Below are 25,086 nucleotides of genomic sequence, written 5' to 3' on the forward strand. Positions count from 1 at the left end.
CCTTCCCTCAGGTCGTGCTTGCGGTACGGCGCTGGACGAGCACGGCGGCGACGATGATCGCGCCCTTGGCGATCTGCTGTACGTCGCTCTGCAGGTTGTTCAGGGCGAAGATGTTGGTGATCGTGGTGAAGATCAGGACGCCCAGGACGGAGCCGACGATGGTGCCGCGACCCCCGCTGAGCAGGGTGCCGCCGATGATCGCGGCGGCGATTGCGTCCAGCTCGTACAGGTTGCCGTTGGTGTTCTGGCCCGAGCCGGACAGGATGATCAGCAGGAAGGCGGCGATTCCGCAGCACAGTCCGGACAGGAGGTAGAGGTAGAGGCGCTGGCGGCGTACGTCGATGCCGGCCAGGCGGGCAGCCTCCGCGTTGCCGCCGACGGCGACCGTGCGGCGACCGAAGGTGGTGCGGTTCAGTATCAGCCAGCCGATGACCGTCACGACCGCGAAGACCAACACCAGCGGCGGGATGCCGAGGATGTACGCGTCGCGCTCGCCGAGGTCCAGGACGCTGTCGATGGTGACGATCTGCGTCTTGCCGTCCGTGATCTGGAGGGCGAGTCCGCGCGCAGAGGCCAGCATGGCGAGCGTGGCGATGAACGGGACCATCCCGCCGTACGCGATGAGCAGCCCGTTGACCAAGCCGCAGCCCACTCCGACGAGCACCGCGGTGAAGAGGATGCCCGCGAAGCCGTACTCCTGGGTGGCGACGGTGGTCGCCCAGACCGAGGCGAGGGCGACGATCGCGCCGACCGACAGGTCGATGCCGCCCGACATGATGACGAAGGTCATCCCGACGGTGACGACACCGATCACCGAGCCCTGGGTGAGGACGAGTTGGAGGTTGCGGGTGTCGAGGAACTCGTCGGGCTTGGTGATGCCGCCGACGACGATCAGCGCGGCGAGCACGCCGAGGAGGGAGAGGGTACGGACGTCGGCGAGGGCCACCATGCCTTTCCAGGCAGGGAGTTGACCGGTCGACGGGACCTTGTCGGTGCTGTCACGCGGCGGGGAGACAGGCTGCGTCATGATGCCGGGCCCCTTTCACCGTCCGCAGGGCTACCGGCGGCGGGGTTACTCGGGTCCGCCTCGCGAGGTGCACGCCGGTCAGTCGGACCGACCTGTTCTTCTGCCGGGGGTCCGGGGGACGCCCCCCGGGAAGATGCAGCATCGGCCACAGAGCTGCCGGCCGCTGCGCTTGCGCTGGCCACAGGGGCTCCTTCCATCACGAGGTCGAGTACGCGGTGTTCGTCGAGTTCGCGGGCCGGTGCCGTGTGCACGACGCGGCCCTCGCGCAGTACGAGCACCCGGTCGGCGAGGCCGAGCACCTCGGGCACTTCGCTGGAGACCAGCAGGACGGCGAGGCCCTCGTCGGCGAGGCGGCGGATCACCGCGTACAGCTCGGCGCGGGCGCCGACGTCGACGCCCCGGGTCGGTTCGTCGAGCAGCAGGACCCGGCAGCCGCGCAGCAGCCAGCGGGCGAGGACCGCCTTCTGCTGGTTGCCGCCGGAGAGGGTGCGGACGGGTACGGAGGGGTTGTCGGGCCGCAGCGACAGTTCGCGGGTGGCGGCGCGGGCGGCGCCGAGTTCGGCGCCCCGGTCGATCCAACCCCCGCGTGCGAAGCGGGACATGGAGGAGACCGACACATTGCGGGTGACGGACTCCAGCATCAGCAGGGCCTGCGCCTTGCGTTCCTCGGGGGCGAGGCCGAGTCCGGCGCGCACGGCGGCCCGTACGCTGCCCGGCCGCAACGCCTTGCCGTCGACGCGGACTTGACCGGCTGTCGGCTTGCGGGCGCCGTAGATCGTCTCCAGGATCTCGGAGCGCCCGGATCCGACCAGTCCGGCGAGGCCGACGATCTCGCCGGGTCGCACGGTGAGGTCGACGGGTGCGAACTCGCCCTCCCTGGCCAGTCCTTGGACCTGAAGGACCGGCGCGGCGCCCGCATCCCCCGGTGTCGTCGGGCGCTCCGGGAAGACGTACTCGACGTTCCGTCCCGTCATCAGGGCGACGACCTCGCGGGTCGGTGTGGACTTCGCGGGGAGTCCGCCCGCCACCGCCCGGCCGTCCTTGAGGACGGTGACGCGGTCGCCGATGCGGCGGATCTCCTCCAGCCGGTGCGAGATGTAGACGACGGCGACCCCGTCGGCGGTCAGGTCACCGACGATCCGGAAGAGGTTGTCGACCTCCTCCGGGTCGAGCGCGGCGGACGGCTCGTCCATGACGATCAGCCGTACGTCATGGGAGAGAGCCCGCGCCATCGACACGATCTGCTGCTGCGCCGCCGACAACTCCCCCACCAGCCGCCCGGGATCGACCTCCGGGTGCCCAAGTCGCTTGAGCAGGGCGGCAGTCGAGGCCTTGGCCGCCTTTCCGCGCACGACGAATCCGGCGGTCGTGGGTTCATGGCCCAGGTGGACGTTCTCGGCGACCGACAGGTGCTCCACCAGGTCGAGTTCCTGGTAGATGGTGGCGATGCCGAGGCGCATGGCGGCGATGGGCGAGCGCAGGGTGACGGGCTCGCCGCGCCAGGTGATGGTGCCGTCGTCGGGCTGGTGGGCGCCGGCCAGGACCTTGATGAGCGTGGACTTCCCGGCGCCGTTCTGGCCGAGCAGACAGTGCACTTCACCGGCCTGGACATCGAGGTCGACGCCGTCGAGGGCCCGGACGCCGGGGAACGACTTGGTGATGCCGGACATGCTGAGCAGCGGTGGTTCTGGTGCCATGACGGTTCCCCTTGGCGGGCGTGCGGGCCGGTTGCAGGGCAAGTCGTTGGGTGGGCAAATCGCTTGCTGGGCAGGCGATTTGAGCAGGGCAGAGCAGGGCGCTGTACTGGTGAGCCGTAATTACGGGACTGATGAGCCGTAGGTACGGAGTGGCTACGCAGGTGAGAAAAGGGAGTGGCTACGCGGGTGAGAACAGGTGGTCGCTGATGAGCCGGGCCGCGCCGATGACTCCGGCGGTGGGGCCCAACTCCCCCAGCACGATGGGCAGGTTGCCGGTCGCCAGCGGCAGTGACTGCCGGTAGACCTGGGTGCGGATCGCGGCGAGCAGGGTGTGGCCGAGGCCGGTCACCCCGCCGCCGATCACCACCAGGCCGGGGTTGAAGAAGCTGACCAGGCCGGCGATGACCTGGCCGGTGCGGTTGCCGCCCTCGCGGATCAGGTCGAGCGAGGTGGCGTCCCCGGCGGCAGCGGCGGCGGCGACGTCGACGGCGCTCAGGGCGCCGCTCGCCTCCAGCCGGGCCGCGAGTTCCGCCGAAAGTCCTTGCTGGGCCGCCTCTTTGGCGTCGCGGGCGAGTGCGGCGCCGCTGAAGTGGGCTTCCAGGCAGCCCCGGTTGCCGCAGGCGCACGGGCGGCCGTCGGGCACGGCCTGGATGTGTCCGATGTCGCCGGCGCTGCCCGTCACCCCGCGGTGGACCTCACCGCCGACGACGATGCCGCAGCCGATTCCGGTGCCGATCTTGACGCAGAGGAAGTCGCCCACGGAACGGGCGACGCCCGCGTGCTGCTCCCCCATCGCCATCAGGTTCACATCGTTGTCGACCATCACCGGGCAGCCCAGTTCCTGGCTGAGCGCCTCCCGTACGGGAAAGCCGTCCCAGCCGGGCATGATCGGCGGGGCGACCGGTACGCCCTCGGGGAAGCGGACCGGGCCCGGGACGCCGATTCCTGCGCCGTCGAACCCCTCCGCGAGCCCGGAGGCCTTCAACTTGGCCGCCATGGACAGGACTTGCTCGAAGACCGCGACCGGGCCCTCGCGTACGTCCATGGGCTGGTTGAGGTGTCCCAGTACTTCCAGTTCGGCGTTGGTGACCGCGATGTCGATCGAGGTCGCGCCGATGTCGACGCCGAGGAAGCGCAGGGCGGGGGCGAGCCGGATGTTGTGGGAGCGGCGGCCACCGCGCGAGGCGGCGAGTCCGTCGGCCACGACCAGGCCCGTCTCCAGGAGCCGGTCCACCTCCACGGCCAGCTTGGACCGGGACAGGTCGACCTGGTCCCCCAGCTGGGCCCGGGAGTTGGGCCCACCGTCACGCAACAGCCGCAGCAGCCGGGCCTGATGGGCGTTCGCGGGTCGCGCGGTCATACGTCTCACGAGCCCCTCCCCGCCTAGTCAGGCACCAACCGGCCATGGTTTCCGGCCACTTCGCCGGGCTTTCGAGTGGAACGTAGCAGCGGCTGCCGGGACTGGGAAGAAGTTGCGCACAGATTGCCGCCGACTTCTTCCTCTGAGAGGACAAAGGAGGAGCCGCGTACCGACGCATGGCGCATTACCTCGCGGGTCATCGACCCGGCCCGCCCGCGACAGCACACTGGTTCAGCCCGCGCCCGTCACCGTGAGAGGAGAGCCATGACCACGCCGCCCGAAGCTCCCCGCCCCGGCGAACTCGCCGCCACGATCCTTGCCGCGCTGCCCTTCGCGGCGGAGCTGGGCATCGAGCTGGAGGAGGCCGGGGCCGAGCGCACCACGGGCGTGCTGGCGTGGTCCGAGCGGCTGTGCACGGTGGGCGGCACCCTGCACGGGGGTGCGCTGATGGCGTTCGCGGACACCGTCGGCGCGGTGTGCGCGTTCCTCAATCTGCCGCCGGGCGCGGGGACTTCGACGGTGGAGTCGAAGACCAACTTCTTCCGAGGTGTCCGCTCGGGCAAGGTCAGGGCCGAGGCACGGCCGCTGCATGTGGGCCGGTCCTTCGTCGTCGTACAGACGGATCTGTACGACGACGAGGGCAGGCGGGTGGGCCAGACGACACAGACGCAGGCGGTGCTGGGCGGCGAGTAGGGCATGCGGCACATGACTCGCAGCTACCACGGATCCCCCAGATACGACAGATACCGCAGATGCCGGAAGCCCGGCGGAGCGCTCAGTCGCGCGGGCGCTCGTGGTACGTCTTGCGGGTGTGTTCCGTGTGGGCCCGCATGACCTCCGTGGCCAGCTGTCCGTCACCGTCCGCGATCGCCGCGATCAGTTCGCGGTGCTCGATCCACGACTGCCGACCGCGCTGCCGGGCCACCGGCGTGTAGTACCAGCGCACCCGCCGGTCCACCTGCGCTGCCAGCTCCGCCAGAACCGTGTTGCCGGCCAGCTCCATGACCTTCGCGTGGAATCGGGCGTTCATCGCGACCGCGCCGTCCACGTCGTCCTCGGCCACCGCCCGCTCGCCCTCGGCGCACAGCTGCTCCAGCACCTCGATGCCGGCACGGCCGACGCCCGTGGCGGCGAGCCGGGCCGCCTCGGCCTCCAACAGCGTGCGGACTGTGAGGAGTTGGTCGGCTTCCTCCTCCGTCGGCTCGTGCACGAAGGCACCTTGGGCGGGCCGCAGATCGACCCACCCGTCCGTGCTGAGCCGTTGGAGCGCCTCGCGCACCGGCTGCCGGGAGACCCCCAGATGCCCGGCGAGTTCGCTCTCGACGAGGTGCTGGCCGGGTTGCAGGGCACGGGTGGTGATCAGTTCGAGCAGCGCCTCGTACACCCGGTCACGGAGCGGACCGGGACGTTCGAGCTTCGGTACCGCGCCCTGCGGCAGTCCTGTCGTCGAGAACATCGCGGTCCCCCTGGGTCAGCGCCGGGCAGAGCAGCCGGGACGCCAGTATGAATTGTCTTTCGTCTACAGTCCACGGTGCACAGGAGCCGGAGGGCGCACGGACACCGGGGCACTCAGGGACAGCGGACGACCTGTCCGGCGTACGAGAGGTTGCCGCCGAAGCCGAACAGCAGGACCGGGTCGCCGGTGGCGATCTCGCCGCGCTCGACGAGCTTCGAAAAGGCGAGCGGGATGCTGGCGGCCGAGGTGTTGCCGGACTCGACGACATCGCGGGCCACGACGGCGTTCACCGCGCCGATCTTCGCCGCCAGCGGTTCGATGATCCGCAGGTTGGCCTGGTGCAGGACGACGGCGGCGAGGTCCTCGGGGGCGAGTCCCGCGCGCTCGCAGGCCTGGCGGGCGATGCGCGGCAGTTGGGTGGTGGCCCAGCGGTAGACGCTCTGCCCCTCCTGTGCGAACACCGAGGGGGTGCCCTCGATCCGTACGGCGTGCCCCATCTCGGGCACGGAACCCCACAGCACGGGCCCGATGCCGGCGATTCCCCCCTCAGCCGGCGGACAGGCCTCGACGACCGCCGCGCCTGCCCCGTCCCCGACGAGTACGCAGGTCGTGCGGTCGGTCCAGTCCGCCACCGCGGACATCTTGTCGGCGCCGATGACGAGTGCCCGTACCGATCCCCCGGCCCGTACCGCGTGGTCGGCCGTGGCCAGGGCGTGGGTGAAGCCGGCGCACACGACGTTGAGGTCCATCGTGGCCGCCGAGGGGACGCCGATCCGGTTCGCGACCCGGGCGGCCATGTTCGGGGAGCGGTCGACGGCCGTGGAGGTGGCGACGAGGACGAGGTCGATGTCGCTCGCGGCCAGGCCCGCCGCCGCGAGCGCCTTGGCTGCGGCGTGCGCGGCCAGCTCGTCGACGGGCTCGTCGGGCCCGGCGATGTGGCGCGTACGGATGCCCACCCGGCTTCTGATCCACTCGTCGTTGGTGTCGACCAGACCCGCCAGATCCTCGTTGGTGAGCACCTTGGCGGGCTGGTAGTGACCGACGGCGGCGATGCGCGAGCCGTTCATGAGTGGGTCCCCTTACTGCTTACTGCATTTCGGTAGCGGGATCCACCAGTCTGATCAGTGACTCACCAGTACGACGGCACGCGATGCCACAGGATTCACGCGGCAGGGTTGTCGGCTTCCATCAGACCCCATGGCGACCGAACACCTACCCCGTGAACAGTTGTGTCGCCTTCTGTACCAGTTCGTAGACCCCGTAGCAGAGCGGGGCCCCCACCCATACCCAGGCGAACACGATCAAGGGCCGCCGGTCGGGCGGTCCCGCGCTCTCAGACGGACTGCTCTCGCCGGCCATCGGCGGCCTCCTTCGGTGCGGGGATGTGGTGGCGGGGGTCGACGGGGCGGACGAGTTCGTTGGCGACGAAGCCGACGGCGAGCAGTCCGATCATGATGTAGAACGACATTCCGTACAGGGCGGAGCCGGTCTTGCCTGCCTCCTCCTGCCGGTCGGCTATCCAGTTGACGATCAACGGGCCGAGGACACCGGCCGTGGACCAGGCGGTGAGCAGCCGCCCGTGGATCGCGCCGACCTGGTAGGTCCCGAAGAGGTCCTTCAGATAGGCGGGGATGGTGGCGAAGCCGCCGCCGTAGAAGGAGAGGATCACCAGCGCGCACAGGATGAACAGCGGCTTGGAGGAGTCCCCGAACCAGGCGATCGAGGCGTACATCAGCGCGCCCACGCCCAGGTAGACGCGGTAGATGTTCTTGCGGCCGATCAGGTCGGAGGTGGACGACCAGCCGATCCGGCCCGCCATGTTGGCCGCCGACAGCAGCGCGACGAAGCCGGCCGCCGCCGACACCGAGACCGGTGTGGAGCTGTCCGCGAAGAAGTCCTTGATCATGGGCGCGGCCTTCTCCAGGATGCCGATGCCCGCGGTCACGTTCATACAGAGGATGACCCACAGGCACCAGAACTGGGGGGTCCGCACGGCACTGCGCGCGGAGACCTGGACGCCCGAGAGGGAACTGGGCCCGCTCGCCCCGCCCGCGGCGGGCTTGTCGCCGCGCGGCACCCGCACGAGGAGTACCCCGAGCGACATGAACACGGCGTACGACAGTCCGTGCACCAGGAAGGCGAGCGCGATCCCGGAGCTGTCGGAGCCGAACGACTCCAGCATCTGCGCCGACCAGGGCGAGGCGATGAGCGCGCCGCCGCCGAAGCCCATGATGGCGATGCCGGTGGCCATGCCGGGCCGGTCGGGGAACCACTTGATCAGGGTGGAGACGGGCGAGATGTACCCGATGCCGAGGCCGATGCCGCCCACGAAGCCGTAGCCGAAGACGATCAGCCAGTACTGCTCGGTGGCGGCGCCGAGCGAGGCGAGCAGGAAGCCGGAGGAGAAGCAGACCAGGGCGACGGTCATGGCCCAGCGCGGACCGTTGCGCTCGACGAGGGTGCCGCCGAACGCGGCGGACAGGCCGAGCATGACGATGCCGAGCTGGAAGGGCAGCGCGCTCTGCGTGCCGCTGAGGCCGAGGGCGGATTCCAGGGGCGGCTTGAAGACGCTCCAGGCGTAGGCCTGGCCGATGGAGAGATGGACCGAGAGGGCGGCCGGAGGAACGAGCCAGCGGCTCCAGCCGGGTGGCGCGATGGGGGGACTCATGATCCCGGACGATAGGAACCGGCCGCATCCTTGGGAAGACGGCCCGTCGAACTCGCCGACCGTATGCGGTGAGCGGTATCCGGGGTGCGCCGAACGGTCGTTCGGACCGGACGAACGGTATCCCCGGGGCAGCGCCGAACACCGCTTCCGAGCCACGGACGCCTCGCGCGGCCCGTCCGACCCGTGCCGCAGGTCTTGCCACACCCCTTGCCGAGGCAACTACCATACTGTAGACAATATTCGCCAGCACGGTTCCACCTCACGGCCACGCTCCTCGCCCGTGCAGGACAATGAGACCGTGAAGGCCACCCACCAGCACGTACAGAACCGGGGCTGATCAAGGCATGGGACGAGTCACGGAACGACGCAAGGTGATCCGCATCCGGGACGGCGCGGTCTCCGCCCGTCCGGACACCCTCGTCGCCGAGGAACCCATGGAGATCCGGCTGAACGGCAAGCCGATCGCCATCACCATGCGGACACCGGGCGACGACTTCGCACTCGCCGCCGGCTTCCTGGTGAGCGAGGGCGTGCTCGCCGAGGGGCGCGAACTCCAGAACATCGTGTACTGCGCGGGCGCCACGGACGACGGCTCGAACACGTACAACGTGGTCGATGTGCGGACGGCTCCGGACGTGGTGCTGCCCGACATCACGCTGGAGCGGAACGTGTACACGACGTCCTCGTGCGGGCTGTGCGGCAAGGCCAGTCTGGACGCCGTCCGTACGACTGCCCGCTGGCCCATCGACGACGGCGCCGACGCTCCCCCGGTCCGGCTTGCACCCGAACTGCTCGCGAGCCTCCCCGACCGGCTCCGCGCGTCCCAACGGGTGTTCGACCGGACCGGGGGCCTGCACGCGGCGGCCCTGTTCACGGAGGAGGGCGAACTGCTCGACATCCGTGAGGACGTCGGCCGGCACAACGCGGTCGACAAACTGGTCGGGCGGGCACTCCAGAACGGCCGGCTGCCGCTGTCCCGGACGATCCTGCTGGTCTCGGGGCGGGCCTCGTTCGAGCTGGCACAGAAGGCGGTCATGGCCGGGATCCCGGTACTGGCGGCCGTCTCGGCACCCTCGTCGCTCGCCGTCGACCTGGCGGCCGAGTCGGGGCTGACGCTGGTGGGGTTCCTCCGGGGCTCCAACATGAACGTGTACGCGGGCGAGGACCGTATCGCCCTGACGGCCGCGGCCTCCCAGGGCTGACCGGCCGCCAGGGCTGACCGGCTTCCCCGCGGCACGGCGGCGGGGCCCCGAACGGCGGGGAGCGCCCCCTGCGCCACTGGGGCCCCGCCTCTACCACCGGTCCTCCGCTACCCGGTGCCCGAGACCCGGGTGAGCAGGGACGTCAACAGTTCGCGTTCCACGACGGTGAGCGGCGCCAGCAGCTCGTCGTTGGCCCTGCGCGCGGCCCGTTCGCAGCGGGCCAGCAGCCGCCGTCCGTCCGCGGTGAGCGTCACCGCGTTCTTGCGCCGGTCGTGCGGGTCGGGTGCGCGGACGACCAGTCCGGCGTCCTGGAGATCGTTGAGCACGCCGACCATGTCCTTGGCGTCGAGCCCCACCCCGCGCACCAGTTCGGCCTGCGCGACCGGGCCCAGCTCCGCGACGGCGGAGAGCACCACGTGATGCCACATCTTCAGCCCTTCACGGGCCAGCGCGGCGGCGACCAGCGCCCGCCCGCGGTCGGCTGCCCTCCCCAGGATCCAGCTGGGGAGGACGCGTATCGAACGAAGTTCGGCAGACATAGGAAAAGACTAGCGAATAATCATTGGACCTCCCAACGGTTATACGTTTATCGTTGGGACTCCCAACGGTTCTCGCGGAGGTGCGGTGTGGTCGATGTCGGCGGCGTGGCCCTGCCCGGCCGAATAGCAAGGTTGTCCTGATACCGCGTCACGCGGTTCTTGTGGGGCAGCTGAGCAGCCAACTACCGTCTGATGCGCGCAAGTTGGACGTGGGATGTCCGAATTTCCGGATGCCCTGTTGTTCAGATGTCCAGACCTCTGAAATCACCGACTCACGTTCAGAACTCTGAAGTCCAGACGCATGAAGTCCAGACGTTGAAGGGCAGGGCCGCACATGCCGTCAAGTCTTCGCGCACGTCTCAGATCCACCCTCACGGCCGTGTTCACCACGGCCGCTCTGCTGTTCGCGCTGCCGAGCCCCGCGGGCGCCGAACAGGCCACCCCGACGGCCACGTTCGAGCAGCAGGTACTCTTCCGGGCCTCCCAGGACCCCGGCTATGCCTGCTACCGGATCCCGGCCGTCGTCCGGACCCTGAAGGGCACGCTGCTGGCGTTCTCCGAGGGGCGGAAGGACAACTGCGGGGACGCCGGTGACATCGACATCGTCGTCAAGAGGTCCACCGACGACGGCGTCACCTGGGGTCCGCTCCAGGTCGTGGACGACGGCGGGGTCGACACCCACGGCAACCCGGCGCCGATCGTGGACCGGGAGACCGGCCGCATCCTCCTCGCGGAGACCTGGAACACGGGCCGGGGCGGCGGCAACTGCCCGGTGCCCTGCGACCGCAGCCCCCATCTGCAGTACAGCGACGACGACGGACTGACCTGGTCCGAGCCGCGCGACCTCAGCGCCGAGATCATGCCGCCCGAGTGGAACTCCTGGTACGCGACGGGCCCCGTGCACGGCATCCAGCTCACCCGGGGGGCGCACGCGGGCCGGCTCGTCTTCGGCGTCAACACCGAGACGTGGGACGGCAGCCGGATCAGCGCCAACCACGCCGCGCTGATCATCAGCGACGACGGCGGCAACCACTGGAAGGTCGGCGCCACCGACACCTGGCCGATCGCGGCCGACGGCACCTTCCGGCAGAAACCCTCCGAGGTGACGCTCACCGAGCGCCAGGACGGGGTGATCCTGGTCAGCGGGCGCGAACAGGACGGTACGGATCTCGGACACCGCACCCAGGCCTTCAGCGCCGACGGCGGCAGCAGCTTCCAGACCCCGTTCCACGCCCTCCCTGACCTCTACGCGCCCCAGGTCCAGTGCTCCACCGTCGACTTCGGCGCCCGCGTACTGCTGGCCTGCCCGGGCGATCCCGACCGGCGCCGGACGATGATGATCCGTTCGTCGTACGACGGAGGACGCACCTGGGACAGCGTGGACCGGGGCACGGTCGTCACCCGGGACTGGTCGGGCTACTCCGATCTGGTGAAGATCGACAGCACGATGGTGGGCCTGCTGTACGAGGGAGGCACCGTCGACGCCCGCGACGAGATCCGCTTCGCCCGCTTCTCCGAGGACTGGCTGACCCCGGCGCGCGGCCCCGATCCGACCACCCGTGACCTGGCCCCGGGCGCCCGCCCGGCCGCCGTTCTCGGCGGCGCCGCGCGGACCGACGGTGTGTTCGGTGGCGGCGCACTGGAGTTCGACGGCGTGGACGACGCCGTACGCCTCCCGTACAGCGACCGGCTGCCGCTCGGCACGAAGGACTTCACGGTGGCCCTCTGGTTCCGTACCACGGCGACGACGGGTGACCGGCCGCTGCTGTGGATGGGCGGGGTCGGCTCCACCCAGCCGCAGGTCTGGCTGCGCGCCGAGCCCGCGAGCAACCGTGTCCGGGGGCTGATGACCGTCCGGGACGGCGCGTCGGCGGTCAGGACGGCGTCGGCGACCTCCGTGGGTACCTACAACGACGGGCAGTGGCACTTCGCCGCTCTGCGTCGTGGCGGTGGCCAGTTCACGCTCTTCGTCGACGGTACGGCGGTGAGTGTCGCGGACGTTGCCGGGTCTGTCAGTCGCAACTCGGCGTTCGGGGTGCATGTCGGGGAGCGGATGGACAGTCTGCAGCACTTCGGAGGTGCGATCGATGATGTGCGGGTGTGGGACCGGGCGTTGGGCACGGCGGAGCTGTCCGCCGCGGCGATGACCGCGACGGTGGATCCGGCTACGGCCACTAGCAATACGGTGCTTTGGCTGCCTCTGGATCAGGTGACCGCGAGTCGCGCCGTGAAGTAGGCGGTTCGTCGGCCGCGGGCCCGGTGGGGGCTTGTCGCGCCCCGCGGCGGAGCCGCAAATCAACACAGCCCCGCGCCCCTTTCGGGGCGCATTGCGCACCCGAACCCACCGGGTCCTGCGAGCGGCGTTTGGCTATGACCGCGCAGACCATCAGCTGCATCTGGTGGAAGAGCATCAGGGGCAGTACGGCCAGTGAGGCCTGGGGGCCGAACAGGACGCTTGCCATGGGGAGTCCCGCCGCCAGGGACTTCTTCGAGCCGGCGAACTGGATCGTGATCCGGTCCTCGCGGTCGAAGCGGAGCGCCTTGCCGCCGTACCAGGTGAGCGTCAGCATCACCGCGAGCAGTACGGCCTCGACGACCAGCAGTCCGGCGAGCCGCGCCGGACTGACCTGGTGCCAGATGCCCTCGACCATGCCCTCGCTGAACGCGGTGTAGACGACGAGGAGGATGGAGCCCCGGTCGACCAGCCCGAGCACCTTCTTGTGCCGGGTGATGAACGCGCCGATCCAGCGCCGGAGCAGCTGCCCGGCGACGAACGGGACCAGCAGCTGGAGCACGATCTCCAGGAGCGAGTCGAGCGAGAAGCCGCCGCCGGTGCTGCCGAGCAGGGTGGCCGCGAGCAGCGGGGTGACGACGATGCCGACGAGGGAGGAGAAGGAGCCCGCGCAGATCGCGGCGGGCACATTGCCCCGGGCCATCGACGTGAAGGCTATGGACGACTGGATCGTGGACGGGACGAGGGTGAGGAAGAGCAGGCCGGTGTAGAGGTCGTGGGTCAGGAACACCGGTTCGAGTCCACGGGCGGCGAGGCCGAGCAGCGGGAAGACGACGAACGTACAGGCGAGGACCGTGGCGTGCAGCCGCCAGTGCTTCAGCCCGTCCAGCGCCTCGCGGGTGGAGAGGCGGGCGCCGTAGAGGAAGAAGAGGAAGGCGATGGCGGCCGTGGAAGCACCGGATGCGACGTCGGCGCCCGTCCCGCGCGCGGGGAGGAGCGCCGCGAGGCCCACCGTCCCGAGCAACAGCAGGATGTAGGGGTCGATCGGCATCCAGCTCGGCCACTTCAGGCGTTTCACGGTGCTCCACTACTCGGGGACAGGGATGTCAGGTTCATGGACGGTCGTGCCCTTTCCATCGTCCTCCTCGGGTTCGTGATCGGGAATCCCGTACACCGCTCTGACTGTCATCACGTTTCGCGATGACGCGCTAGCGTGGAGGGTGTGTACGACCCCTCTCATCTGCGGACCTTTCTGACCGTGGCCCAGACGCTCAGCTTCACGCAGGCCGCCCGGCGGCTCGGGCTGCGTCAGTCGACGGTCAGCCAGCATGTGCGGCGCCTGGAGGACGCGACCGGGCGGCAGCTGTTCACCCGGGACACGCACTCCGTGGAGCTGACCGAGGACGGCGAGGCGATGCTCGGTTTCGCCCGCCGCATCCTGGACGTGCACGAGCAGGCGACGGCGTTCTTCACGGGTACGCGGCTGCGCGGCCGGCTGCGGTTCGGCGCGTCGGAGGACTTCGTACTGACCCGGCTGCCGGAGATCCTGGAGGGCTTCCGGTACGACCATCCCGAGGTCGATCTGGAGCTGACCGTGGAGCTGTCGGGCACCCTGCACGAGCAACTGGCCGCCGGGAAGCTGGACCTCGTGCTGGCCAAGCGGCGCCCCGAGGACCCGCGCGGCGAGCCGGTGTGGCACGACGAGCTGGTGTGGATCGGCGCGGAACGGCTCCGGCTTGACCCCGACCGCCCGGTGCCGCTGATCGTGTACCCGCCGCCGGGCATCACCCGCGCCCTCGCCATGGAGGCCCTGGAGCAGCAGGGGCGGGCCTGGCGCGTCGCCTGCACCAGCGGCAGCCTCAACGGGCTGATCGCGGCGGCCCGGGCCGGCCTCGGTGTGATGGCCCACTCGCGCGGACTGATCCCGCCCGGCCTGGTCCGCGTACCCGACCGCTTCGGGCTGCCGGAGCTGGGGCGGGTCGACTTCGTCCTGGTCCACGGCCGTCGTCGTACGTCGGCCCAGAGCGCGGCGGACGCGCTGGCGGCGGCGATCCTCACGAGCGGGGACCGGCTGCACCGGCGGTGAAGGCCGCAACTGCGATCCAGGTGTGACAAGAACGGCGTCCGGGGCGCAGACAGAGAGAGCGAAGCGGTCGCCCGAAGCGCTCCTTGAACCTTAAAGAGCGCCCCAAGAGGCCTGGTGCGGGCGGTGATCGGCTCGGTCGGATTCGGTGGAGATTACGGACCCGGAACGTACTTCGACGTAAGAGATTCTGTCCGTCCCCTACCCATACAGACGCATTTTCCGCCCGGTGACGGCGTCGAAGCCGAACACCGTTCGGTTTGGTACCCCCTCCCGCGGCACAGGGCTGTGAGGTAGCTTTCACCGCGCCGAGCCGGAGCGTCACTAGGAGCGGGTTTGCGCGAATTCACCAACCCTCCGTTGGCGTTGGCGCCGCCCGTGGGCGGACTGGCCGACGTGGTCTACGAGCATGCCCAGGAGAACCCCCTCCGGGTCGCGCTCGGCCGCAAGGACGAGGCCGGCCAGTGGCGGGACGTGACCGCGGGCGAGTTCCGCGACGAGGTGCTCGCCCTCGCCAAGGGCCTGCTCGCCCAGGGCATCCGGTTCGGGGACCGCGTCGCGATCATGTCCCGTACACGCTACGAGTGGACGCTCTTCGACTACGCGCTCTGGACGATCGGCGCCCAGGTGGTGCCCGTCTATCCGACGTCCTCCGCCGAGCAGGTCTTCTGGATGCTGTACGACGCCGAGGTGACGGCGGCGATGGTGGAGCACGAGGACCACGCGATGACCATCGCCACGGTCATCGACCGCCTCCCCCAGCTGCGCCAGCTGTGGCAGCTCGACGTGGGCGCCGTGCAGGAGCTGTACGAGGCCGGGGCGCACCTCGACGACGAGATGGTGCACCGGCAGCGGCTCGCGGTCACGCCCGATTCGACGGCGACGATCATCTACACCTCCGGCACCACGGGCCGCCCCAAGGGCTGTGTCATCACCCACGCCAACTTCATGTTCGAGGCGGACACCGTCATCGAGCGCTGGGAACCGGTGTTCCACTCCAGGAAGGGCGACGAGGTGGCGACGCTCCTCTTTCTCCCCCTCGCCCATGTCTTCGGCCGGATGGTGCAGGTCGCCGCGATCCGCGGTGGGGTGCGTTTCGGCCATCAGCCCCAGCTGAACGCGGCGGCTCTGCTGCCCGACCTCGCCGCCTTCAGACCCACCTTCTTCCTCGGGGTGCCGTACATCTTCGAGAAGGTCTTCAACGCGGCCCGCCGCAAGGCCGAGCGGGAGGGCAAGTCGGGCCCCTTCGAGAAGGCCGTCGAGGTCGCGGTGCGCTATGCGGAGGCCGTGGAGGAGAAGGCCTGGGACGTGGGCCCCGGTCCGTCGGCGGGCCTGCGGATGCAGCACCAGCTCTTCGAGAAGCTCGTGTACTCCAAGATCCGGGCCGCGATGGGCGGGCGCGTACGGCACGCCATGACGGGCGGTTCGGGGATGGACCGGCGGCTCGGGCTCTTCTTCGCGGGCGCGGGCGTCCACATCTACGAGGGTTACGGCCTCACGGAGACGACGGCCGCGGCCACCGCGAACCCGCCCGAGCGCACCCGGTACGGCACGGTCGGCCAGGCCATCCCGGGCATGACGGTGCACATCGCGGACGACGGCGAGATCTGGCTGCGCGGCGACAACGTCTTCCAGGGCTATCTGAACAACCAGAAGGCGACGGACGCGACCCTGCACGACGGCTGGCTCGCCACCGGTGACCTGGGCTCCCTCGACGACGACGGCTTCCTCACGATCACCGGCCGCAAGAAGGAGATCCTGGTGACCTCGGGCGGCAAGAGCGTCTCCCCCGGGGCCCTGGAGGAACGCGTCCGGGACCACCCGCTCGTCGCCCAGTGCATCCTGGTCGGCAACGACCGCCCGTACATCGCGGCCCTGGTCACCCTGGACCAGGAGGCGGTCGAGCACTGGCTCACGATGCGTGACAAACCGCAGCTGACCCCGACGGAACTGGTGCGCGACCCGGACCTGGAGAAGGAGGTGCGGCGCGCGGTGGTCGCCGCGAACACCCTGGTCTCCAAGGCCGAGTCGATCCGCACCTTCCGTATCCTGGCCCAGCCGTTCACCGAGGAACACGGTCTGCTGACGCCGTCCCTGAAGCTGAAGCGCAAGGCGATCGAGAACGCGTACGCGAAGGAGGTCGAGGCCCTGTACCGGGCCTGACCCTTTTCAGCGGGCCTGACCGATGTCCAGGGCGGCCCGCGCGGTCGGTGTGGCGTACGCCCTGCCGATCCAGGCCTCGTCGATCCGCAGCCGCTGGTGGCGGGTGGTGTCGGTGGCGGCGGCCCAGGTGGAGTCGATCTCCAGGCGGACGTACCGGGTGTCGGCCGCGGTGAGGTCGATGACCTGGATTCCACGGTGACTTGGGAGCTGCCCGGTCTTGACCGCGCTCCCCCAGTCCGAGCCGTCGTCGCTCAGGTAGACCTTGTAGTCCTTGATCCGCGCGGACTGCTCGGTGGCGGAGCGGGCGTAGGCGACGGAGTCCTCGCGCTGGTTGAGCCCGATGTACCGCACCCGCTTCACCGAGCAGAGATCGAAGGTCAGGTCGACGGGCAGGGTCTTGTCACTGTCCCAGTAGGTGAGGTGGTCGCCGTCGGCGGCGGCCGATCCGGCGTGACCGCTCGTCGAGGCGCTCGCGCTGGTCGTGACGCCGGTCAGGATGCCCTGGCGGCCGGCCGTGGTGACCTTGAAGACGGTGTCGTACGGATCCCAGTCGCCGAGCCCGGTCAGGGTGAGCACGCCACCGGACTGGGACCATGAAATGGCCGCTCCGGTACGGAGGCTGGTGACGGAGGCGATGCGGTAGCCGTTGTCGCGGATGCGCAGGGTGCTGGTGGTGGGCGGGGTCAGGACGTGGACGTACTGCCGGTTGGGGTTGGCCCTGCTGATCGTCGTGACGCCGTGCGCGCCGTCGTTCCAGAAGCCGGGCTTGAGGCCGCCGTACATGTAGCCGCCGCCCTCGGTGCCGTGCAGGGACTGCCAGATGGGGTCCAGGTAGGACTCGGCGAAGTCGTTGAAGGCCGCCTGGTTCGCCGGGAACTTACCGTTGACCTGAGCTGTTTCGGCCATCAGTGCCTTCACCGAGGAGCCCGCGTTGGTGATCAGGCGGCCCAGGGTGAGTTTTCTGTCGACGGCCGGATCGGAGCCGTCGTACCACCAGGCTCCGGTCGAGGGCAGCTTGAAGTCGGCCTCGGTCAGGCGGGGTTGAGCGGTGTAGACGGCCTGCGGATAGTCGTAGGCCGGGGTCATTCCCGTCTTCTGCTCATTGCTGACCATGTCCATGATCGGGGTGTCTTCGTTGTTGTTGCTGAGCGTGTAGTGCGGACGCTTCTCGTAGATCTGCCGGTAGAGGTCGTGGCTCTCCCAGTACGCGTTGTCGTTGTCGATCCAGAAGCCGCCGAGGTCGGGGTAACGGTCCATGACCTCGAAGAAGTTGTCGTAGCTGTACTGCCCGAAGCCCTCGCGGGTGGTCAGGTCGACGTTCGTGCCCTTGTAGGCGGAGTACGCGGCCGAGTCGAGCCACTCGTGACCGCCCTCGGCGTGCCACTGGGGGTCGTCGGTCATGTAGAGGATGACCTTCAGGCCCTTGGACTTGGCCGCGGTGATCAGCTCGCCGAGGAAGTCCCGCTGGGTGGAGCAGGATCCGGGGATGTCCGACGGCCAGGCACGGGCGTAGCCGAGGCGGCTGTGGAAGCTGGCGAGGACGAGGTACTGGGTGTGCAGCTTCTGCGCCTCCCGCACCCAGTAGTCGGGCGTCCAGCCTCCGTTGGTGACGTCGTTCTCCCAGGCGGTGCAGTCGGTGTGGGCGGGCGCGGTGCGCAGACCCCAGTGCAGGAAGAGGCCGCCGACTGAGTTGCGCAGGAACTCCTGGCGGGGGTTCTCCAGATCACGCGGACTGGCGGCAACGGCCTTGTCAACGGCAGAGGTGGCAACGGACTGTCGCGGGGCCGGGAGAGCGGTCGAGGGGCCGGTCAGACCGAGGACGACAGCGAGGACCAGCAGGACCATCGTCGCCGCGCCACGGGTTCGGAACGTGGGGGGTGGTGGCATGTGACGGCTCCTCAGACGAGTTGGTAGCCGCGGAGGTTGGTGAGCAGCAGGTAGGTGTCCTGGAGGGACCCGGAGGTATCGCCGAGGGAGCGGTAGATGCCCCACTTCGGGCGCACCCGGTCAGCCAGGAAGGTGTCGACGCCGGTCTTCGAGGCGTCGATCACCGTCGAGCCGCCCGACGTGAGGATCCAACGGACCGTGCCCGCCGAGCCGTTGCCGACCTTGATCTGGAAGTCGACGTCGGTCCATTTGTTGTGCAGCGGCTCCAGGTTCGTACGGCCGATCAGTAAGTTGTCGATGGCCAGCTTGAGTTCGATGGTCTGCACGCCGTTCACCCGGCGCAGCGACTGCACGACGAGCGGCGAGGTGCCGCTGCCCGGCTGCTTCATCTGCATGATGTGGGTGAAGGTGGTGGTCGCCTTGAGCGAGCTGGGGATGTACATCGAGTAGGTGATCCGCCAGGTCTGCCCCTCGGTCCACTTCAGGTAGTTGCTGCCGCTTCCGTTGCGCAGGCCCGTGACCTCCTGGCGCTGACGGTCGGTCGAGGTGTCGCGGTCGACGGTGTGCATGTTGAAGCGCCAGTTGTTGCCGGTGGCGTAGATGTGCGGGCTCGCGGAGGTGTGGGAGTCGGCGCGGTCGTCCTCGATGGTCTCGAAGGCGCCGAGGCCGTTCACGCTCGCCGACGGGGCCCACTTCTGCTGCCAGGAGGCGGCGTGGGCGGTGGTGGCGGTCGGCAGACCGACGGCCGCGCCGGCGGCACCGCCGAGGGCGGCGCCCAGTAGCACCCTTCTGGATGCGCTCATGACACTAATCACCTCTCAGTCGTTCGTCACAACTGCCCGTCTGTACGGCGCAGTTGTTCATTCATGATCAGGAAGGCGCCCAGGCCGTGGAAGTCGTTGGTGGCCCGGGTGCGGGCGATGCAGTACGCGTAGTCGCCGACGTTCGCGCCGGGCGGGGGTTGCGGCTGCCCAGACGGGCGCGAGCGTTCACATCCATGTACCGAGTTCATCAACTCAGCCGTCGGCGCGAACCAGCGTCGCGGCAGGACGTTCCAGGGTCAATGGTCCGGACCGAAGACGTCGGATGAATTTCCGGCCAATCTCGCTCCCCCGACGCCGACTCATCGGTCAGTTCCGACGGATTCCCCGGACAGGAATGCACCACGGCCCGTGATCGTTGACGATGGGGGCATCACTCCGACGACTGAAGGATCGAGAGCTCGTGAGCAGCAAGGTCCCCCCGATCATCCTGAACAACGGCGTCGAGATGCCCCAGCTGGGCTTCCGCGTCTGGCAGGTGCCGGACGACGAGGCGGAGCGAGCGGTCGCCACCGCGCTGGAGACCGGGTACCGCAGCATCGACACAGCCGCGATCTACGGCAACGAAGAGGGCACGGGCAAGGCCGTCGCCGCGTCCGGCGTCTCCCGTGAGGACCTCTTCGTCACCACCAAGCTCTGGAACGGCGACCAGGGGTACGAGTCGACGCTCCGCGCCTTCGACACCTCCCTGGAGAAGCTCGGCCTGGAGTACGTCGACCTGTACCTGATCCACTGGCCGCAGCCGGCCAAGGGCAAGTTCGTCGACACGTACAAGGCGTTCGAGAAGCTCGCCGCGGATGGCCGCGCCCGGGCCATCGGTGTCTCCAACTTCCTTCCGGAGCACCTCGATCGACTCCTCACCGAGACGTCGGTCATCCCGGCCGTCAACCAGATCGAGCTGCACCCGCATCTCCAGCAGCACGCGGCCCGTGAGTACCACGCGGAGCAGGGCATCGCCACGGAGGCCTGGTCCCCGCTCGGCTCCGGCAAGGGCCTGCTGGAGGTCCCCGCGATCGTGGCCATCGCCCAGAAGCACGGGCGTACGCCGGCCCAGATCGTGCTGCGCTGGCACCTCCAGCTGGGCAATGTGGTGATCCCCAAGTCCGTGACGCCGTCCAGGATCAAGGAGAACATCGAGGTCTTCGACTTCAGCCTGGACGCGGAGGACCTCGCGGCGATCAGCGCGCTGAACGAGAACCGGCGGCTGGGCCCGGACCCGGCGACCTTCGAGTCCGGCTGATCCTGATCCTTAGGACGGTTGCCATGGGTTAGGCGGCGCCCGCGTTCACCGCGAACGCGGCGCCCCACGGGTCGAGGAGCGTCGCCTGGCGGCCGATCGCCTGCTGGGTCTCGGCCGGGTAGACGAGCGTGGCGCCCCGGGCGAGCGCCGCGTCGACGGTCGTGTCGCAGTCAAGGACCGTGAAGTACGGCAGCCAGCGCGCCCCCGGCTCGAACCAGCTGGCGGGCGGTGTGATCCCGAGGGCCTCGGCCGGTGTCGTCATCAGGGCGCCCTGGGCTCCCGGCAGCCCCTTGCCTGCGGGCGAGAGGATGCTGCAGGCTGCGCCGCGTTCCAGGACGACATCCATGCCGTCCCACGCGAACACCGCCTGGTAGAAGGCCTTCGCCCCCGGTACGTCCATGGTGTAGTACTGCGTCCACCACAGGGCGCCGGGGGCGTCCACAAGGCCGAGAACCGGGGCCGGCCCGGGCTCGCGGAGGCCGAAACGGACGCCGGCGGGATCGGTGACGTACAGAACGCCGGTCTCGACACAGGCACCGGCCTCCACCGCCCGTTCACCGCCTGCCGCCGTCACCGCCCCGGCCGTCGCCTCCGCGTCCCGGGTGTGGAACGAGAGCGCCCAACCACCCACCACCGCCTCGGCCTCGCGCACCCCGGCCACCACAGTCCCGTCGAGCCGGAACACCTCGGCGTCCCGCTCCCAGCCGAACAGGGCCGCGTAGAACTCGCTCGCCGCCCGCATGTCCGGCGTGCGCAGCTCGACCCAGTTCGGCGCGCCCGGTACCTGGTCGGTCGTGAGCATGTGCGGCCTCCGCGCCACGAGGAACTGCCTGGACGTTCTGAGCATCCCAGACAATTACACTTCCCCGCACGGCGGTTGATCCGTTCCCGGCCGATCGGGCGGCGGTCAGGTGGGCTGCCCGATCGGCCGTACGACCACGGTGTTGACGTCTACTCCCTCCGGCTGCCGGATCGCCCAGACGATCGAGTCGGCCAGCTGGTCGGCCGTCAGCAGATGCCCCGGCGGAAGGCTGCCGGAGCTGTCCCAGAACGGGGTTTCGACGCGCCCGGGGGCCATCAGCGTCACGCCGACGCCGAACTCCGTGACCTGACGTCGGGTGTTCTCGGCCAGCCCCGTCACCGCCCACTTCGTTGCCCCGTAGATGTTGCCCGGCCCGTGCACGAACCCGGCGACGCTGCCGACCAGCACGATCCGGCCCCGGGTCTCCTTCAGCGCGTCGATCGAAGCCCTGATGAGCAGCGCGGGACCGAGCACGTTGGTGAGCACCATCTCGGTCCAGCCGGCCGGGTCGCCCTCGGCGACGGTGTCGTGGGTGGCGAACCCTGCGTTGGCGACGACCGTGTCCAGCCGCCCGAACTCCTTGAGTGCTGTCTCGACGGCGCCGCGCACGTCGTCGTACTCGGCCGCGTTCCCGGCGATCGTCAACAACCCCGCCGGGCGGCCGAGTTCCTCGGCGAAGCCGCGCAGCCGCTCCTCGCCCCGGCCGGTGACGACGACCCGGTGACCGGCGCCCAGCAACTGCCGCGCGACGGCGGCACCGATACCGCTGCCGCCACCGGTGATGAGCGCGACGGGTGAGTCGGTCATGGTTTTCCCCTGACTGTTCCGTGCGTGTGCAGTGAACGACAGAGAGTCCATCACTTGAAGCGCTCTCCAAGTCAAGGACGTCAGGGACAGTCAGAAGCGACGGGCCCCTGCGGGCTACTCCCTCGGCTTGGTGCCCGTGTACAGCGTGAGCGCGGACAGGACGAAGAGGTCGGGGCGGTGGTGCAGGCCCGCCTTGTCGTCGGGGTCGAGCAGGCGGTCGAGGGTGGCGCGGTCCTCGGCGTCGAGTTCGTCCCCGAACATCGTGCGGCGCCGGTCGAAGACGTCGATCACGTGGGCGCGGGCCTCGTCGGTGAGCGGGGCGGGGAGGTCGAGGAGGAAGGTGCGGGTGCCGGAGGGGCGCAGACCGGCGGCGGTGAGCAGGGCCGGCCAGTCCTCGGTCTCGCGGACATGGCCGGGAAGCGTCGTACGCATCTCGGTGAACCAGGTCTGCTCGATCAGGTCGAGACGCGTCTCCAGTCCGGGGCGCCCGAAGCCGAGGTCACGCGGCAGGTTCCGCTCCGGGAGGCCGCCCTCCATGACGGCGAGTGTGCCGCCCGGCGCGAGGACGGCCGCGAGCGCGGTGAGCGCGGCCCGCTGGTCGCCGACGTGGTGGACGACACGGCTCGACCACACCAGGTCGGCGGGGTACTCCAACTCGCCTAGCCCGTCCGGGAGTTCGGCCTCGATGGTACTGAAGCGGTCGGTGTTGCCGAGGCGTTCGGCGTTCTCGCGGGCCCGCTCGAGCAGTGCCGCCGAACTGTCCGCCGCGACGATGCGCGCCTCGGGGAACGCCTCCGCGAAGAAGCCCGAGATGATGCCGGGGCCGCTGCCCGCGTCCACGATCAGCCCCGGTTCGGGCTGCTGCCGGGACAGCCAGGCAAGCGCGTCGGCGTAGAGCGGGGCGAACAGCTGTGCCTGCCCCTCCAGCATGGGGATCATCTTGGCGAAGTCGATGTCGCCGTGGTTGTGTGCCTGGGCATGCTCGTGCGTGCGCTCATGCGTGTGCTCGTGCCGGTGCTGATGGGCCATGGTCTACGGGCCTCCCGTCGTCGTTGCCACCAGCCTGCTCCGCCCCCGCCGACCAGGCCAGTTCTGTTGCCGATACGGCAAACCTGGACGACCTCCTCGAACGCGCACGGCAAAAAAAACCGGATGCGCGGGCCCGCCGCGAGGACAAGACCTACTCGGCGGTGGAGTTCGCGATCCGCCAGGGCCTGGGCAAGAACGCCTGAGGTTCCCTGGCGGATCGCTATTCACCTCTCCTGATGAACGCCGGTGCGCAGGGCGCCCCGCTTTCAGGGGCGCGGGGAACTGCGCGACCAGCCCCCACCGGGCCGCAGCAACCAAACCGCCGAACCAGCGGAGCTAAAGTGCCGGATACGCGTTCCTCATCAGCTCCTGGAACTGCGCGGAGAACCAGTGCCCCGAAAGCGGCGAGTTCGCCAACGCCCCCGACAGGTTGTTGTTGTTCCGCGGGTTACCGGTATACGTCGGGTCGCACATCCGGTCGAACCCCTTACCCTCGTCGTTCGGAATCGCCGTGCTGGACCCGTCCGACTCCCCCGGAGGCTTCATCCACACATACGCGTCGATCCCGGCAGCCGGAGCAGCCACAGGCCGTTCACCCAGACCCGCCCCGGACTGGTTGCACCAGTTCCCGACATGGATCCGCCGGTCGTACCGCCCGCCGTCCACATACGTGTCGACCGTGGTCGTAGCCCCGGGCCCGGCAGGCCGCGCAGCGCCACCCCACCCATTCCGAGACGTGTCGATCAGCATGCCGATCCCGGACGGGAAGCCGACCGTGACCAACTGATTCCGGAACGCCTGCGCGAAGGACAGCTCGTCGGTGTACCGGTTCCAGTCCACCCACTTCGACTCGCGGACGGACTTGCCGGCCACGGTGTCGTTGATGGTGAAGTTGTTTTCCTTCAGGGCGCTGTAGTTCGCCGTGTTGGTGATGAACCCGTGCACGTCGCCCACGGTCGCGCCCTCGGCGGTGGCCGCCTGCTTGAACACATCGGCGGAGGCACCGAAGTTGTCGTCCCAGCCGATCCAGCCGTGGTGGCCGGCGTCGACGTAGTTGTAGACGTTCGGTACGTCACCGAGCTTGCCGAGTGCGTAGCCGACGCCCTTGACGTAGTTGCCGTTCGCCTTCATCACATCGCACTGGGGCGTGGCCGTGGGCCGGCTGCCGGTGTTGGTGACGAGGTTGGGCAGCGAGTCGATCTCGACGGTCGTGACGATGCGCAGGCCCGCGTACTTGGTGTCCGCGAGGATCGCCGCGATCGGGTCGATGTACGCGGTCTTGTAGCGGTCGATCTCCGTCGGGCCGAGTTCGCCGTTGGAGGCGAGGGCGGCGCAGTCGCGTCCTGGCAGGTTGTAGATGACCAGCTGGACGACGAGTTCGCCGGTGCCCTTCTGCTGGAGGGCGGCGTCGAGGTGGGCGCGCAGACCCATCCCGCCGTTGACTCCGTTGATCGCGGCGATCCGGTCCAGCCAGACGCCGGTGGGCTGGCTGGAGATCCGGCTGCCGCCCGTCTCGGCGGCGGCCTTCGCGGACCACTCCGGGTTCACGTACACCCGGGCGCCCGCGTACGGGTTGTCGACCCGGTTGGACGGCGTACCGGGATCCGGGTCGGTGCCGCCGCCGTCGTCGACGTTGCAGGTGACGCCGTCGAGGGTGAAGGAGGTCGGGAGCGCGTTCGTGCCGCTGTAGCTGCCGTTGAAGCCGAAGCTGACCGAACCCCCGGTGGCGAGCGTGCCGTTGTAGGTCTCGTTGGCGGCGGTCACGGCGGTCCCGCTCTGGGTGAGCTTGGCGTTCCAGCCGCTGGTGACCTGCTGGTTGCCGGCGTACGACCACTTCACGGCCCAACTCGACTTGGCCGCGCTGTTGTTGGTGACCGTCACGGCGGCGGTGAAGCCGGTGGACCACTGGCTCTGCACCTGGTAGTCGACGGTGCAGGGGATCGCGGCGATGCCGACGTCGGCCGGTGCGGCTGCGACGGCGGCGCCGGTGGCACCGGCGACCAGCGCCATGGCGGCGAGGATCGCTGTTCTGGTACGGCTCATGAGTGCGGGTGTCCTCTCGTGTTCCGGTT

At 69.5% G+C, this 25,086-nt stretch carries 22 protein-coding genes and 1 pseudogene; 7 read left to right on the top strand and 16 right to left on the bottom strand.

Annotated features, from left to right (window positions below):
* Nucleotides 1-7: 7 nt before the first annotated feature.
* The 3 genes and pseudogenes from LUX31_RS06545 to LUX31_RS06555 form a co-directional block, all read right to left on the bottom strand.
* A complete protein-coding gene (locus LUX31_RS06545; RefSeq protein WP_235473819.1) occupies nt 8-1,027 on the bottom strand; it encodes an ABC transporter permease in 1,020 nt (339 codons plus the stop codon).
* A 176-nt stretch (nt 1,028-1,203) separates the two neighbouring features.
* Nucleotides 1,204-2,724, bottom strand: a pseudogene (locus tag LUX31_RS06550) (sugar ABC transporter ATP-binding protein); the annotation flags it as partial.
* Nucleotides 2,725-2,902: 178 nt separating this feature from the next.
* Nucleotides 2,903-4,084 (bottom strand): ROK family transcriptional regulator, encoded by a 1,182-nt coding sequence (locus LUX31_RS06555; RefSeq protein ID WP_235479814.1) that lies wholly within the window; start codon nt 4,082-4,084, stop codon nt 2,903-2,905.
* A gap of 264 nt (nt 4,085-4,348) precedes the next feature.
* Here LUX31_RS06555 and LUX31_RS06560 point away from each other — a divergent pair, with 264 nt between their 5' ends.
* Complete coding sequence (locus LUX31_RS06560; protein WP_235473822.1) at nt 4,349-4,777, top strand: PaaI family thioesterase; 429 nt, start codon at nt 4,349-4,351, stop codon at nt 4,775-4,777.
* A gap of 82 nt (nt 4,778-4,859) precedes the next feature.
* On the opposite strand, the gene LUX31_RS06565 is transcribed toward LUX31_RS06560, so the two are convergent.
* The 4 genes from LUX31_RS06565 to LUX31_RS06575 form a co-directional block, all read right to left on the bottom strand.
* Complete coding sequence (locus tag LUX31_RS06565) at nt 4,860-5,540, bottom strand: GntR family transcriptional regulator (protein ID WP_235473824.1); 681 nt, start codon at nt 5,538-5,540, stop codon at nt 4,860-4,862.
* Between the two features lie 113 nt (nt 5,541-5,653).
* A complete protein-coding gene (locus LUX31_RS06570) occupies nt 5,654-6,607 on the bottom strand; it encodes a beta-ketoacyl-ACP synthase III (RefSeq protein WP_235473826.1) in 954 nt (317 codons plus the stop codon).
* A gap of 145 nt (nt 6,608-6,752) precedes the next feature.
* Nucleotides 6,753-6,899 (bottom strand): MFS transporter small subunit, encoded by a 147-nt coding sequence (locus LUX31_RS37810; protein WP_443045930.1) that lies wholly within the window; start codon nt 6,897-6,899, stop codon nt 6,753-6,755.
* Nucleotides 6,874-8,208, bottom strand: coding sequence for an OFA family MFS transporter (locus LUX31_RS06575; RefSeq protein ID WP_235473827.1), 1,335 nt, complete (start codon nt 8,206-8,208; stop codon nt 6,874-6,876). The genes LUX31_RS37810 and LUX31_RS06575 overlap by 26 nt, the downstream gene beginning before the upstream one ends.
* A gap of 344 nt (nt 8,209-8,552) precedes the next feature.
* Here LUX31_RS06575 and fdhD point away from each other — a divergent pair, with 344 nt between their 5' ends.
* On the top strand, nt 8,553-9,410 hold the full coding sequence (gene fdhD, locus LUX31_RS06580) for a formate dehydrogenase accessory sulfurtransferase FdhD (RefSeq protein WP_235473829.1): 858 nt from the start codon (nt 8,553-8,555) through the stop codon (nt 9,408-9,410).
* A gap of 107 nt (nt 9,411-9,517) precedes the next feature.
* Here the strand turns inward: fdhD and LUX31_RS06585 are convergent, their stop codons facing one another.
* Entirely contained in the window at nt 9,518-9,949 is a 432-nt protein-coding gene (locus LUX31_RS06585; protein ID WP_235473830.1) for a MarR family winged helix-turn-helix transcriptional regulator, read from the bottom strand.
* A gap of 334 nt (nt 9,950-10,283) precedes the next feature.
* On the opposite strand from LUX31_RS06585, the gene LUX31_RS06590 reads away from it, so the two are divergent.
* Nucleotides 10,284-12,185: a sialidase family protein gene (locus tag LUX31_RS06590; protein ID WP_235473831.1), complete on the top strand. Its 1,902-nt coding sequence runs from the start codon at nt 10,284-10,286 to the stop codon at nt 12,183-12,185.
* Here LUX31_RS06590 and LUX31_RS06595 read toward each other — a convergent pair.
* On the bottom strand, nt 12,124-13,233 hold the full coding sequence (locus LUX31_RS06595) for a bile acid:sodium symporter family protein (protein ID WP_235479815.1): 1,110 nt from the start codon (nt 13,231-13,233) through the stop codon (nt 12,124-12,126). The two genes, LUX31_RS06590 and LUX31_RS06595, sit on opposite strands and share 62 nt — an antisense overlap.
* A gap of 171 nt (nt 13,234-13,404) precedes the next feature.
* On the opposite strand from LUX31_RS06595, the gene LUX31_RS06600 reads away from it, so the two are divergent.
* Nucleotides 13,405-14,268, top strand: coding sequence for a LysR substrate-binding domain-containing protein (locus tag LUX31_RS06600; protein WP_235473832.1), 864 nt, complete (start codon nt 13,405-13,407; stop codon nt 14,266-14,268).
* 333 nt (nt 14,269-14,601) lie between these two features.
* Entirely contained in the window at nt 14,602-16,428 is a 1,827-nt protein-coding gene (locus LUX31_RS06605; RefSeq protein WP_235473833.1) for an AMP-dependent synthetase/ligase, read from the top strand.
* 6 nt (nt 16,429-16,434) lie between these two features.
* Here LUX31_RS06605 and LUX31_RS06610 read toward each other — a convergent pair whose 3' ends face one another.
* Genes LUX31_RS06610 through LUX31_RS06620 form a run of 3 tightly spaced genes read right to left on the bottom strand, consistent with a single transcriptional unit; the run spans nt 16,435 to nt 19,327 of the window.
* Nucleotides 16,435-18,315 carry a discoidin domain-containing protein gene (locus tag LUX31_RS06610; protein WP_235473834.1) on the bottom strand — a complete coding sequence of 627 codons (1,881 nt, stop codon included), beginning with the start codon at nt 18,313-18,315 and terminating at the stop codon, nt 16,435-16,437.
* Between the two features lie 11 nt (nt 18,316-18,326).
* Nucleotides 18,327-19,118: a polysaccharide lyase gene (locus LUX31_RS06615; RefSeq protein WP_235473835.1), complete on the bottom strand. Its 792-nt coding sequence runs from the start codon at nt 19,116-19,118 to the stop codon at nt 18,327-18,329.
* Nucleotides 19,119-19,144: 26 nt separating this feature from the next.
* Complete coding sequence (locus LUX31_RS06620; protein WP_235480197.1) at nt 19,145-19,327, bottom strand: hypothetical protein; 183 nt, start codon at nt 19,325-19,327, stop codon at nt 19,145-19,147.
* Between the two features lie 212 nt (nt 19,328-19,539).
* Between LUX31_RS06620 and LUX31_RS06625 the strand changes: the two genes are divergently transcribed.
* Nucleotides 19,540-20,376, top strand: a complete 837-nt coding sequence (locus LUX31_RS06625) for an aldo/keto reductase (RefSeq protein ID WP_328285643.1) — start codon at nt 19,540-19,542, stop codon at nt 20,374-20,376.
* Between the two features lie 28 nt (nt 20,377-20,404).
* Here the strand turns inward: LUX31_RS06625 and LUX31_RS06630 are convergent, their stop codons facing one another.
* The 3 genes from LUX31_RS06630 to LUX31_RS06640 form a co-directional block, all read right to left on the bottom strand.
* Nucleotides 20,405-21,178: a VOC family protein gene (locus tag LUX31_RS06630; protein ID WP_235473836.1), complete on the bottom strand. Its 774-nt coding sequence runs from the start codon at nt 21,176-21,178 to the stop codon at nt 20,405-20,407.
* A gap of 105 nt (nt 21,179-21,283) precedes the next feature.
* On the bottom strand, nt 21,284-21,985 hold the full coding sequence (locus tag LUX31_RS06635) for an SDR family oxidoreductase (RefSeq protein ID WP_235473837.1): 702 nt from the start codon (nt 21,983-21,985) through the stop codon (nt 21,284-21,286).
* Between the two features lie 114 nt (nt 21,986-22,099).
* A complete protein-coding gene (locus LUX31_RS06640; protein ID WP_235473838.1) occupies nt 22,100-23,014 on the bottom strand; it encodes a class I SAM-dependent methyltransferase in 915 nt (304 codons plus the stop codon).
* A 23-nt stretch (nt 23,015-23,037) separates the two neighbouring features.
* Between LUX31_RS06640 and LUX31_RS06645 the strand changes: the two genes are divergently transcribed.
* Nucleotides 23,038-23,217: a hypothetical protein gene (locus LUX31_RS06645; RefSeq protein ID WP_235473839.1), complete on the top strand. Its 180-nt coding sequence runs from the start codon at nt 23,038-23,040 to the stop codon at nt 23,215-23,217.
* Nucleotides 23,218-23,350: 133 nt separating this feature from the next.
* Here the strand turns inward: LUX31_RS06645 and LUX31_RS06650 are convergent, their stop codons facing one another.
* A complete protein-coding gene (locus tag LUX31_RS06650; RefSeq protein WP_235473840.1) occupies nt 23,351-25,057 on the bottom strand; it encodes a glycoside hydrolase family 6 protein in 1,707 nt (568 codons plus the stop codon).
* Between the last annotated feature and the right edge of the window lie 29 nt (nt 25,058-25,086).

The sequence above is a fragment of the Streptomyces sp. GQFP genome (assembly GCF_021545335.1).
Taxonomy (GTDB): domain Bacteria; phylum Actinomycetota; class Actinomycetes; order Streptomycetales; family Streptomycetaceae; genus Streptomyces.

Bases quoted from the DNA above. Each gene is read 5' to 3' on its own strand.
- LUX31_RS06545 (WP_235473819.1), bottom strand. From the start codon at position 1,027: ATGACGCAGCCTGTCTCCCCGCCGCGTGACAGCACCGACAAGGTCCCG.
- LUX31_RS06555 (WP_235479814.1), bottom strand. From the start codon at position 4,084: ATGACCGCGCGACCCGCGAACGCCCATCAGGCCCGGCTGCTGCGGCTG.
- LUX31_RS06560 (WP_235473822.1), top strand. From the start codon at position 4,349: ATGACCACGCCGCCCGAAGCTCCCCGCCCCGGCGAACTCGCCGCCACG.
- LUX31_RS06565 (WP_235473824.1), bottom strand. From the start codon at position 5,540: ATGTTCTCGACGACAGGACTGCCGCAGGGCGCGGTACCGAAGCTCGAA.
- LUX31_RS06570 (WP_235473826.1), bottom strand. From the start codon at position 6,607: ATGAACGGCTCGCGCATCGCCGCCGTCGGTCACTACCAGCCCGCCAAG.
- LUX31_RS37810 (WP_443045930.1), bottom strand. From the start codon at position 6,899: ATGGCCGGCGAGAGCAGTCCGTCTGAGAGCGCGGGACCGCCCGACCGG.
- LUX31_RS06575 (WP_235473827.1), bottom strand. From the start codon at position 8,208: ATGAGTCCCCCCATCGCGCCACCCGGCTGGAGCCGCTGGCTCGTTCCT.
- fdhD (WP_235473829.1), top strand. From the start codon at position 8,553: ATGGGACGAGTCACGGAACGACGCAAGGTGATCCGCATCCGGGACGGC.
- LUX31_RS06585 (WP_235473830.1), bottom strand. From the start codon at position 9,949: ATGTCTGCCGAACTTCGTTCGATACGCGTCCTCCCCAGCTGGATCCTG.
- LUX31_RS06590 (WP_235473831.1), top strand. From the start codon at position 10,284: ATGCCGTCAAGTCTTCGCGCACGTCTCAGATCCACCCTCACGGCCGTG.
- LUX31_RS06595 (WP_235479815.1), bottom strand. From the start codon at position 13,233: ATGCCGATCGACCCCTACATCCTGCTGTTGCTCGGGACGGTGGGCCTC.
- LUX31_RS06610 (WP_235473834.1), bottom strand. From the start codon at position 18,315: ATGCCACCACCCCCCACGTTCCGAACCCGTGGCGCGGCGACGATGGTC.
- LUX31_RS06615 (WP_235473835.1), bottom strand. From the start codon at position 19,118: ATGAGCGCATCCAGAAGGGTGCTACTGGGCGCCGCCCTCGGCGGTGCC.
- LUX31_RS06620 (WP_235480197.1), bottom strand. From the start codon at position 19,327: ATGAACTCGGTACATGGATGTGAACGCTCGCGCCCGTCTGGGCAGCCG.
- LUX31_RS06630 (WP_235473836.1), bottom strand. From the start codon at position 21,178: ATGCTCACGACCGACCAGGTACCGGGCGCGCCGAACTGGGTCGAGCTG.
- LUX31_RS06635 (WP_235473837.1), bottom strand. From the start codon at position 21,985: ATGACCGACTCACCCGTCGCGCTCATCACCGGTGGCGGCAGCGGTATC.
- LUX31_RS06640 (WP_235473838.1), bottom strand. From the start codon at position 23,014: ATGGCCCATCAGCACCGGCACGAGCACACGCATGAGCGCACGCACGAG.
- LUX31_RS06650 (WP_235473840.1), bottom strand. From the start codon at position 25,057: ATGAGCCGTACCAGAACAGCGATCCTCGCCGCCATGGCGCTGGTCGCC.